The sequence below is a fragment of the Alterirhizorhabdus solaris genome, assembly GCF_007785815.1.
Taxonomy (GTDB): Bacteria; Pseudomonadota; Alphaproteobacteria; order Sphingomonadales; family Sphingomonadaceae; genus Alterirhizorhabdus; species Alterirhizorhabdus solaris.
In genome coordinates, this window is sequence record NZ_VNIM01000122.1 from 1 (window position 1) to 10,642 (window position 10,642).

General features: G+C 65.2%; 9 protein-coding genes. 6 read left to right on the top strand and 3 right to left on the bottom strand.

What is annotated here, in order from left to right; all coding sequences use genetic code 11:
• Positions 1-293: 293 nt before the first annotated feature.
• Complete coding sequence (locus FOY91_RS18975) at positions 294-1,088, bottom strand: enoyl-CoA hydratase/isomerase family protein (protein WP_145155272.1); 795 nt, start codon at positions 1,086-1,088, stop codon at positions 294-296.
• A 160-nt stretch (positions 1,089-1,248) separates the two neighbouring features.
• On the opposite strand from FOY91_RS18975, the gene FOY91_RS18980 reads away from it, so the two are divergent.
• Positions 1,249-2,220 (top strand): NAD(P)H-dependent flavin oxidoreductase, encoded by a 972-nt coding sequence (locus tag FOY91_RS18980; RefSeq protein WP_145155274.1) that lies wholly within the window; start codon positions 1,249-1,251, stop codon positions 2,218-2,220.
• Between the two features lie 407 nt (positions 2,221-2,627).
• On the opposite strand, the gene FOY91_RS18985 is transcribed toward FOY91_RS18980, so the two are convergent.
• A complete protein-coding gene (locus FOY91_RS18985; protein ID WP_145155288.1) occupies positions 2,628-4,148 on the bottom strand; it encodes a fumarate hydratase in 1,521 nt (506 codons plus the stop codon).
• A gap of 133 nt (positions 4,149-4,281) precedes the next feature.
• On the opposite strand from FOY91_RS18985, the gene FOY91_RS18990 reads away from it, so the two are divergent.
• The 3 genes from FOY91_RS18990 (at position 4,282) to FOY91_RS21820 (ending at position 7,408) form a co-directional block, all read left to right on the top strand.
• Positions 4,282-4,731 carry a DUF3429 domain-containing protein gene (locus tag FOY91_RS18990; protein WP_145155276.1) on the top strand — a complete coding sequence of 150 codons (450 nt, stop codon included), beginning with the start codon at positions 4,282-4,284 and terminating at the stop codon, positions 4,729-4,731.
• A 515-nt stretch (positions 4,732-5,246) separates the two neighbouring features.
• Positions 5,247-7,124: a ribonucleoside-diphosphate reductase subunit alpha gene (locus FOY91_RS18995; protein WP_145155278.1), complete on the top strand. Its 1,878-nt coding sequence runs from the start codon at positions 5,247-5,249 to the stop codon at positions 7,122-7,124.
• Between the two features lie 140 nt (positions 7,125-7,264).
• Positions 7,265-7,408, top strand: a complete 144-nt coding sequence (locus FOY91_RS21820) for a hypothetical protein (protein ID WP_162527284.1) — start codon at positions 7,265-7,267, stop codon at positions 7,406-7,408.
• 57 nt (positions 7,409-7,465) lie between these two features.
• On the opposite strand, the gene FOY91_RS19000 is transcribed toward FOY91_RS21820, so the two are convergent.
• Positions 7,466-8,239 carry an outer membrane beta-barrel protein gene (locus tag FOY91_RS19000; RefSeq protein ID WP_145155280.1) on the bottom strand — a complete coding sequence of 258 codons (774 nt, stop codon included), beginning with the start codon at positions 8,237-8,239 and terminating at the stop codon, positions 7,466-7,468.
• Between the two features lie 212 nt (positions 8,240-8,451).
• Here FOY91_RS19000 and FOY91_RS19005 point away from each other — a divergent pair, with 212 nt between their 5' ends.
• Positions 8,452-9,504, top strand: coding sequence for a ribonucleotide-diphosphate reductase subunit beta (locus tag FOY91_RS19005; protein WP_145155282.1), 1,053 nt, complete (start codon positions 8,452-8,454; stop codon positions 9,502-9,504).
• A 5-nt stretch (positions 9,505-9,509) separates the two neighbouring features.
• Positions 9,510-9,920, top strand: coding sequence for a P-loop ATPase, Sll1717 family (locus FOY91_RS19010; protein WP_145155284.1), 411 nt, complete (start codon positions 9,510-9,512; stop codon positions 9,918-9,920).
• Positions 9,921-10,642: the final 722 nt, after the last annotated feature.

Sequence of the window (10,642 nt, forward strand, 5' to 3'; positions counted from 1 at the left end):
TCGCTGGGCCGACATGAACCCACGCACCGGCCGCCTCCCCGGGTTCGTCCGCCCGCGCGATCTCGATCCGGCGCTGGGGCGGGACGGGGGCTGAACCGGGGGGGGGGGGATTGGATAACCGACCCGCCTGCTTGCCCAACCCCTTCTTCGTCATCCCGGCGGACGCCGGGATCTCGTCGCGGCGATCGCAGCGTTACATCAAGCCACGCGGCGATCCCGCCGTTCGCCGGGATGACGGAGAGTGGGAGGACGGCGCTTGACCGGCGCCCGTCAGACCCGACGCCTCCGCCCCCTCATGCCCCGGTGAACCGCGCCGGGCGCCGTTCGAGGAAGGCGGCGACACCCTCCTGCGCATCGGCCCCGGCCATCGCCGCCTGCATCGAGGCGGCCTCGGCGTCGAGCTGATCGGCCAGCGTCGTGCCGTCCCCCGCGGCGAGCAGGCCGCGAACCGCGCCGAACGCGCCCGTCGGCCCGCGCGCGATGGCGGCGGCCACGGTGCGCGCCTCGGTCGCCAGATCGGCATCCTCGACCACCCGTGTGACGAGGCCCATCGCGGCGGCCTCGGTCGCGTCCAGCCTGCGGCCGGCATAGACCATTTCCTGCGTGCGGCGCAGGCCGATCAGGCGCGGCAGCAGCCAGGTGGCGCCACCGTCCGCCGTCAGCCCGATCGCGCCATAGGCCAGCGTGAAGCTGGCGGAGCGGGCCGCCAGCACGATATCGCCACTGGCGGCAAGGCCGAGGCCGGCGCCCGCCGCCGCCCCCTGCACGGCGATCACCACCGGCACGGGCTGCTCGTGCAGCAGCCGCATCGCCTGATGCAGTCGCCGCGCCAGCGCGCCGATGAAGCCCGCCGGATCGGCCTCGGCCACGAACGCGCGCAGATCGCCCCCCACGCAGAAGTTGCGCCCCTCGCCCTCCAGCAGGATCGCGCGGACCGTCTTGTCGGCCACGACGGCGCCGACCTGCGCGAACAGCGCGTCCACCAGCGGCATGTTCATCGCATTGCCGGCCTGCGGGCGGGCGAGCGTGATCGTCGCCACGCCATCGGCGACGACGAGGCGGACGGGTTCGGGGTGCGTATCGGTCATCAGGCGCCTCTTTCGTCGGCAGGGTCGCCCGCTGATGGCACAGCGCGCGGCCCGGGCAAAGATCGCGCGCGGACGAAACCGGCCACCTCTTGCACAGCCGGACCGCGGCCGTCATGCCGGGCGAGACGCCGGCCGGATCGCCGGCCGGAGGGAGCGGCCGATGAAGACGCGGTTCACCGAACTGATGGGTGTCGAGCATCCGGTGATGATGGGCGGGATGATGTGGGTGGGCCGCGCGGGGCTTGCCGCCGCCGTCTCCAACGCCGGCGGCCTCGGCACGATCACTGCGCTGACCCAGCCGACGCCGGAGGACCTGACGAGGGAGATCGCCCGCGTCCGCGATCTGACCAACAAGCCCTTCGCGGTGAACCTCACCATCCTGCCGTCCGTCTCGCCGCCGCCCTATGCCGAGTATCGCCGCGCCATCATCGAGGCGGGGGTGACGATCGTGGAGACGGCGGGGAACAGGCCGCAGGACCATGTCGCGGATCTGCGCGCACACGGCATCCGGGTGATCCACAAATGCACCTCGGTGCGCCACGCGCTCAGTGCACAGCGGATGGGGGTGGATGCGATCTCGATCGACGGGTTCGAGTGCGCCGGCCATCCGGGCGAGGACGACATCCCCGGCCTGATCCTGATCCCGGCGGCCGCCGACAAGGTGACGATCCCGATGATCGCCAGCGGCGGCTTCGGCGACGGGCGCGGGCTTGTCGCGGCGCTGGCTCTGGGCGCGGACGGGATCAACATGGGCACGCGCTTCTGCGCCACGCAGGAGGCGACGATCCACGACAACGCCAAGCAGGCGATGCTCGCCAACGACGAGCGCGGCACCAACCTGATCTTCCGCAGCCTGCACAATACCGCGCGCGTGGCGAAGACGGCGGTTTCCGACGAGGTGGTGCGGCTGCTGGCCCAGCCGGGCGCGACGTTCGCGGACGTGGCGCATCTGGTGCGCGGCGCGCAGGGGCGGGAGGTGCTGGAGCACGGCCGGCTGGAGGCCGGGTTGCTGTGGGCGGGCCAGGTGCAGGGGCTGATCCACGACCTGCCGACCGCCGCCGACCTGATCGGCCGCATCATGCGCGACGCCGAGGCGATCATCGCCGGGCGGCTGCGGGGAATGGCGGGGTGAGGTGGCGAGCCGATCGCGGCGTCGTTCCGGTAAGGCTGGGGCGACGGGGCGACGGGCCTGATCGCCTTTCCCATCGATGAGTGGCGTTCATGAACAATGGTCGTGAACGACGTCGCGCCTGTCAGCCCCATCGTCATCCCGACGAAGGCTGGGATCTCGTCGAGGCTGTCGGAACGTCGCATCAAGCTGACGGGAGATCCCGGCGTTCGCTGGGATGACGGCTGCTCTGACGTGGCCCGTCAGCAATCGGATGACGGCTACTCGAACGAAGCGGTCACCTCAGGCGCCGGTTCGTGGGGGATGTTCTCGGAACGTCATCCCGGCGACAGACGAGCCCGGTATCTCCCACTACCAGCGCACCGCCAGCAGCAAGGAACACCGGCCCCGTCAAAGCCGCAAGCCCCCGGTCACACCCCTTCGAGCAGCTTCTCGCGCGCGATCTTCTCGCGCCATACCAGCGGCGCGGTGTGGTGGACGCTTTCGCCGGTGGCATCCACCGCCACCGTCACCGGCATGTCCTGCACGGTGAACTCGTAGATCGCCTCCATGCCGAGATCGGCGAAACCCACCACCTCGGCCTTCTTGATCGCGCGCGCGACCAGATAGGCGGCACCGCCCACCGCCATCAGATACGCGGCCTTGTGGCGCTTGATCGATTCGATCGCCAGCGCGCCGCGCTCGGCCTTGCCGACCATCGCGATCAGGCCGGTCTGCTCCAGCATCATGTCGGTGAACTTGTCCATCCGGGTGGCGGTGGTCGGGCCGGCGGGGCCGACCACCTCGTCGCCCACCGGATCGACCGGGCCGACATAATAGATCACGCGGCCGGCGAAATTCACCGGCAGCGGCTCGCCCTTGGCCAGCATGTCCTGGATGCGCTTGTGCGCGGCGTCGCGGCCGGTGAGCATCCGGCCGTTCAGCAGCAGGCGGTCGCCCGGCTTCCACGTCGCCACCACCTCCGGCGTCAGCGTATCCAGATCGACGCGGATCGATTCCTTCGAGGGCGTCCATTCCACCTTCGGCCAGTCGGCGAGGTTCGGTGTCTCCAGGAACGCCGGGCCGGAGCCGTCGAGGTGGAAGTGCGCGTGGCGGGTGGCCGCGCAGTTGGGGATCATCGCCACCGGCTTGGATGCGGCGTGCGTCGGATAGTCCATGATCTTCACGTCGAGGATGGTGGCCAGCCCGCCCAGCCCCTGCGCGCCGATGCCGAGCGCGTTCACCTTGTCGAAGATCTCGACGCGCAGCTTCTCGATGTCGGTCACGGCCCCGCGCTGTTTCAGCTGCGCCATGTCGATATCGCCCATCAGCGATTCCTTGGCGAGCGTCATCGCCTTTTCGGCGGTGCCGCCGATGCCGATGCCCAGCATCCCCGGCGGGCACCAGCCCGCGCCCATCTGCGGGATCATCTCCAGCACCCAGTCGACGATCGAGTCGCTGGGGTTGAGCATCTTGAACTTGCTCTTGTTCTCGCTGCCGCCGCCCTTGGCCGCCACCTGCACGTCGACATGGTGGCCGGGCACCATCTCCACGTTCAGCACGCTCGGCGTGTTGTCCTTGGTGTTGACCCGACTGAACGCAGGGTCGCGCAGGATCGAGGCGCGCAGGCGGTTCTCGGGGTGGAGGTAGGCGCGGCGGACGCCCTCGTCGACGACCTCCTGCAGCGACTTCTCGCTCTCCAGCACGCAGCCCTGTCCCCATTTGATGAAGACGGTGACGATGCCGGTATCCTGGCAGATCGGCCGGTGCCCTTCCGCGCACATGCGGCTGTTCGTCAGGATCTGGGCGATCGCATCCTTGGCGGCCGGGCCTTGCTCGGCCTCATAGGCATCGCCCAGCGCGCGGATGTAATCCATCGGGTGATAATAGCTGATATACTGGAGCGCGTCGGCGACGCTCTCGACAAGATCCGCTTCCTTGATGATCGTCATCACCATGATGCCACCCCTTCATATGCTGCCGGCGCACGCCGTATCGCCGCGCGCATACGCCTTCGCGGCGCGGTTTCCAACGGGTCTGGCCGATCGTGCAGCAACCGCGGCCGCCGGGCGGCGTTGAACCGGCATGAGCCGAACCCGCCCCATACCCCCTTCCAGCCTCGTGCTGGGCTATGGCCCGATGTTGCTGCTGCCCGTGCTGGCGATCGCGGGGTGGAGCGCGAACGGCTGGTGGGCCGCGCTGATCGTGAGCGCGGGGCAGTTGTGGGCGGCGGCGCTGCTGATCTTCATGGCGGGGGTGCGGCGCGGCTACGGTTTCTCGATCGAGAACGGCGCGCGGCCTTTCCTGCTCGTCAGCATGCTGTGGCTGTTCGTGCTGGGGATGATCGGGCTGATCGCGCCGTGGCTGGTGGCGTTCTGCGCGCTGTTCGTGGGCTACGGCAGCGTCGCGTTGCTCGACCCGAAGGCGGCGGCGCGCGGCGAACTGCCCCGCCATTTCGCGAAGTTGCGCCCGCCGCAGATGGCGGTGGCAATGGTGGGCATCACCGCACTGCTGCTGCGTGCGCTGACGTTGTAGCCAAATTTACCGCAGAACCACCGATTCTGCCGAGTCAATGTTCAAACCGTGAACATTGACTAAATTTTGAGCTGGACACGATTAAGCCTCCTACCAGATATTGTGCCCTTGCATGATCGCAAGCCCAATATGGAGTTTTTCGTGAGGTTAAAATGGCTGGTTGAAGATGACTATCCACTACTGAAGCCATGGGAGAGAGCAATCCCGTGGAGCGATGCGGAAGGGCGTCGCTGCTGGATGCGTCTTCCTATCGGCGCAAACCCACTTGAGGAACTCAGAGGCGAGGATCTCGCCAAGATGCTGCTACGCGCCACACGATCCCGGTGGCGTCGTCAAAAAAATAATTAGACTCTTGACACGGCTTTAACTCGCGAGCCGCTGACCTTAGAGGCCGATCAGCTGCACCACTCCCTGTTGTAAACGTTGACACCGCCGGTTACCCAACTGAACACAATATCTGGTGCTCATCAGATGCTGTCCCTCATTCCGTTGTGGATTAGCCTGTGGAGAACGCCATGAATTTCGCATCGATCGACAGCGTTGCGGAACCCGCTGAGGACATTTCCGAACGAGTGGCAGCCGCCGCCATCCCCGGCAAGGCGGCCAAGACCGATGTCGTGCTCGATCCGTCGCGCGATGCGCTCCTCACCGATTTCGGCAAGGAGACGCTGAACGACCGCTACCTGCTGCCCGGCGAATCCTATCAGGATCTGTTCGCCCGCGTCGCCGCCGCCTATGCCGACGACGCCGCGCACGCCCAGCGGCTCTATGATTACATTTCCAGGCTGTGGTTCATGCCCTCCACCCCCGTGCTGTCGAACGGCGGCACCGGGCGCGGGCTGCCCATCAGCTGCTATCTCAATTCCGTGCCGGACAGCCTGAACGGCATCGTCGATACGTGGAACGAGAACGTCTGGCTCGCCTCGCGCGGCGGCGGCATCGGCACCTACTGGGGCAACGTGCGCGGCATCGGCGAGCCGGTGGGGCTGAACGGCAAGACCAGCGGGATCATCCCGTTCGTCCGCGTCATGGATTCGCTCACGCTGGCGATCAGCCAGGGTTCGCTGCGGCGCGGGTCGGCTGCCTGCTATCTCGACGTGTCGCATCCGGAGATCGAGGAGTTCCTCGAGATCCGCAAGCCCTCGGGCGACTTCAACCGCAAGGCGCTGAACCTGCACCACGGCGTGCTGCTGACCGATGCCTTCATGGAGGCCGTCCGCTCCGGCAGCGAATGGGTGCTGACCAGCCCGAAGGACGGCAGCCCGCGCGCCACCGTGGACGCCCGGTCGCTGTTCCAGAAGCTGGTCGAGACGCGGCTGGCCACCGGCGAGCCGTACATCGTGTTCGCCGATACGGTGAACCGCGCGATGCCCAAGTTCCAGCGCGACGTGGGGCTGAAGGTCTCCACCTCCAACCTGTGTTCCGAGATCACCCTGCCCACCGGCAAGGACCAGCATGGCGTGGAGCGCACGGCGGTGTGCTGCCTGTCCTCGCTCAATCTCGAGACATGGGACGAGTGGAACGGCGACAAGCGCTTCATCGAGGACATCATGCGCTTCCTCGACAACGTGCTGACCGACTATATCGATCGCGCCGAGCCGGGGATGGAGCGGGCCAAGTACAGCGCCGGGCGCGAGCGGTCGGTGGGTCTGGGCGTGATGGGGTTCCACAGCTTCCTGCAGGCGCGCAACATCCCGTTCGAGGGCGCGATGGCCAAATCGTGGAACCTGCGGATCTTCAGGCACATCTCGGCGCAGGCCAACGACGCCTCGATGATGCTCGCGCACGAGCGCGGCGCCTGCCCCGATGCGGCCGACATGGGCGTGATGGAGCGGTTCAGCTGCAAGATGGCGATCGCGCCGACCGCCTCGATCAGCATCATCTGCGGCGGCACCAGCGCCTGCATCGAGCCGATCCCGGCCAACATCTACACCCACAAGACGCTGTCGGGCAGCTTCTCGATCCGCAACCCGTATCTGGAAAAGCTGCTGTCGACGAAGTCCAAGAACTCGGACGCGGTGTGGAACTCGATCCTCGAACAGGGCGGTTCCGTCCAGCACCTCGATTTCCTCAGCGCGGACGAGAAGGACACCTACAAGACCAGCTTCGAGATCGACCAGCGCTGGCTGATCGAGCTGGCCGCCGACCGCACGCCCTATATCGATCAGGCCACCTCGCTGAACCTGTTCATCCCGGCGGACGTGGAGAAGTGGGACCTGCTGATGCTCCACTTCCGCGCGTGGGAACTGGGGGTGAAGTCGCTCTACTACCTGCGCTCCAAGAGCATCCAGCGCGCCGGGTTCGCCGGCGGAGTGGAGGCCGACAACACCATCGACCTGCGCAAGCTGGAGCTTGAGGCGACCGATTACGACGAGTGCCTCGCCTGCCAGTGATCGCGTGACGGCGCCTGCCCGGCCGTCCGCCCTTCGTGGGGCGGACGGCCGGGCAACCATGCGTGTCGACACCCTGTACGCGTAATGCCATCGTTACCGCCCGCGCCACGCTGACCGGCGCCGCTATCGAGGAGACCGGCATGACCAGCGATCCGAAAAAACCCGCCGAGCCAGGTTCGCCCGAAAATCTCGGCCTCACGAAAAAAGACGCGCCAGAAAAGCACGACGACGACGCGAAGCGGATCGAGGAAAAGGGCGAGCCGTTCGACGACAACTTCGCCTGAGGCGATCCCGCCCGGCACCGTCGCCCGGCGCGGACCCGATCCGCGCGGGGCGGCCGGTCAGAGCGAGAGCGACAGGCCGGCCACGCCGCTGGGGTTGCGGATCGGGATATCGACGCGGATGTCGCCGCTGCGCGCGCTGATCCCCTGCACCGTGCCGGAGACGCGCCCGGCCACCGCATCGGCATTCCCCCGCGTGTAGCGATATTCGGCGAACAGCGCGATGCCGCCCGCCACGGGCACGCGCACCCCGCCGCCGGCACGCAGGCCCAGATTGCCGTCCAGGCTGGGGTCGGTAACCAGCCACACCGGCCCGGCGAAGGCATAAGGCGCGATCCGGCGCGATGGCGCCACCCCCTCCCCGCCCAGCGGCAGCCGCACCATCGCCAGCGCCGCGATCGTCGCGGTGGTCGGCACCGTCACCTTCGGGATGGTCACCGTACGGCGCTCGCCCGCGTCGATCGTCACCGGCTCGTCGAACACCGTCTCGTCGAACGCCAGGTTGGCGGTGGCGTTCAGCGTCTGCGCGCGCACGTCGGGGTCCAGCGTGGAGACGTCGACCGCCACGCCCACGTTGCGGCCGAACCAGTAGCCGGCGCGCGCACCGTACAGCGTCTCCTTCGTCGTCTTCACGTCGAACAGCCGCACGCGCAGATCGGCCGGCACCACCGCGCCGTTCACCTGGGCCTCGTCCGCGCGGATCGTCAGGCTCCGCGCCTCGGCGGACGAACGGCCGGCGTACACGTCGATGAACCCCTCCGCCCGCGCCGCCCCCGGCACCGCCACCAGCGCCGCCGCCATCAGCGCCGCCCGTCTCCACACACTGTTCGTCAAACCCCGTTTCCCTGCCTGCCAGTCCCGCCGGAAAAGACGCCGGGCTGCCTTCCGGGTTCCACCGCCACCGCCCGCGCCGCCTGCCGGTGATTCGCTGTGGATAAACCCAGATTACCGCTTCTGGTGGGCAAACAACCCTTTGGCCCACCAAGTCTTGTGGTATGATGGCGCCAACCCCGCCGCGTGCCGGCGTGATCCCAAGGACGAATGCCATGTCGCTGCTCGAAGCCCGCAAGACCTACAAGCCGTTCGAATACCCCTGGGCGTTCGAGTTCTGGAAGCGCCAGCAGCAGCTGCACTGGCTGCCCGAGGAGGTGCCGCTGGGCGAGGATTGCCGCGACTGGGCGCAGAAGCTGACGGACCACGAGCGCAACCTGCTCACCCAGATCTTCCGCTTCTTCACGCAGGCCGACGTGGAGGTGCAGGATTGCTACCACGACAAATACGGCCGCGTGTTCAAGCCCACCGAGATCAAGATGATGCTGGCCGCGTTCAGCAACATGGAGACGGTGCACATTGCCGCCTACAGCCACCTGCTCGACACCATCGGCATGCCCGAGAGCGAGTACGGCATGTTCCTCGAGTATAAGGAAATGAAGGACAAGCACGATTATCTGGCGAAGTTCGGCGTGGATTCGGACGAGGATATCGCCCGCACGCTCGCCATGTTCGGCGCCTTCACCGAGGGGCTGCAGCTGTTCGCCAGCTTCGCGATGCTGATGAACTTCCCGCGCTTCAACAAGATGAAGGGCATGGGGCAGATCGTCACCTGGTCGATCCGCGACGAGAGCCTGCACTGCGACGGCATCATCCGCCTGTTCCACGCCTTCGTGAAGGAGCGCAACTGCCTGACCCCGGCCGTGCGCGACGACATCCTCGACCAGTGCGTGAAGACGGTGCGGCTGGAGGACGCCTTCATCGACCTCGTGTTCGAGATGGGGCCGGTGAGCGGCATGACCCCCAAGGACATCAAGCAGTACGTCCGCTACATCGCCGACTGGCGGCTGGGCCAGTTGGGGCTGAAGCCGATCTACATGATCGACGAGCACCCGCTGCCGTGGCTGGCGCCGATGCTGAACGGGGTGGAGCACGCCAACTTCTTCGAAACCCGCGCCACCGAATATTCCAAGGCCGCCACGCGCGGCAACTGGAACGAGGTATGGGACGCCTTCGACCGCCGCAAGCTGGCCGGCCGCGTGGTGACGGCGAACGAGGACGTGATGGAGATGGGTCTGTTCGGGCCGAACGGGGTGGCGGCGGAGTAGGGGGTATGGCGTTTCCCGCAATTAAATCGATTGGAAAGCCCTCCGCAGAGGAGGATGCCGTCCTCGATTATTTTTTAACAACTGACTCTGTCCGCCAGATAAGCGAGAATGAAGTATTTCTTGTTATCGGACGCAAAGGAGCGGGAAAAACGGCACTGGTTAAACATTTTACGAAGGATCAAACTAATCCATATCATAGAGCCTTGAATCTACGAGGATACCCGTGGGCGCTGCATGGCGAACTTGCCAATCAGCAGGGTAGTGAAATGGAGGCCTACGTTTCATCGTGGCGCTATTTAATAGCTGCGCAAGCAGCCTCGGCTGTTCTTGAGGCGAAATGGAAAAATGAAATTGATTCCGAAAAGAAGTTAAGAGTTTTTTTACACGCAACTATGGCGCGCCTATCGTTGACGTAGACAAAGTCTTTTCACCTGATCGAATTATTATAGAAAAAGCTACACTTAACCCGAAAATAGCCGGCCAAGAGATTGGCTCAATTGATTTCAAGTCTGTCAAGCCAGGATTTGGGCAACAAATAGACGCGGTAGCAACTGAAATTATACGCCTTGTTTCTGAGATTATGATCTATCGTGGCAGTGCCCATGTAGAATTACATTTTGACGAATTAGATTTCGGACTTGAGAAGTTCGATAGAAATAGAGAACTTCTCATAGTGGGATTGGTTCTGGCCGTTCAAAGTTTCAGGGGATTTGTAGTAAACTCAAAACAACTTGTCCGGCCATTTGTTTATCTTCGTCAAGATCTCTGGGATTCTTTAATATTTTCTGACAGGAACAAGATTTCTAGGGGGCCGGCACTTGCACTCAACTGGAACTCTAGTTCTCTACAGCAGATGGTTGATATAAGGCTGACCAGACTTAGTGGATCTGATTTAAAATGGTCTGATTCGATTGATGATCGACTAATACCAAGGCTCAGAGATCGTGACTCGGCGGGGCTTGCCAGCGTCAGCGCGCCCTGATTCAACATGGCAAACGGATTGGAGTTTGCCATGCCGATCGCGCTTCGCACCGATTTCGACGCTGCCTCTGTGAGGAAGGCGGCCCGCCACTCCAAGGACGGCGCACAAACCCGGCGCTTGCTCGCGCTGGCGGCAATCTATGATGGCGCGAGCCGG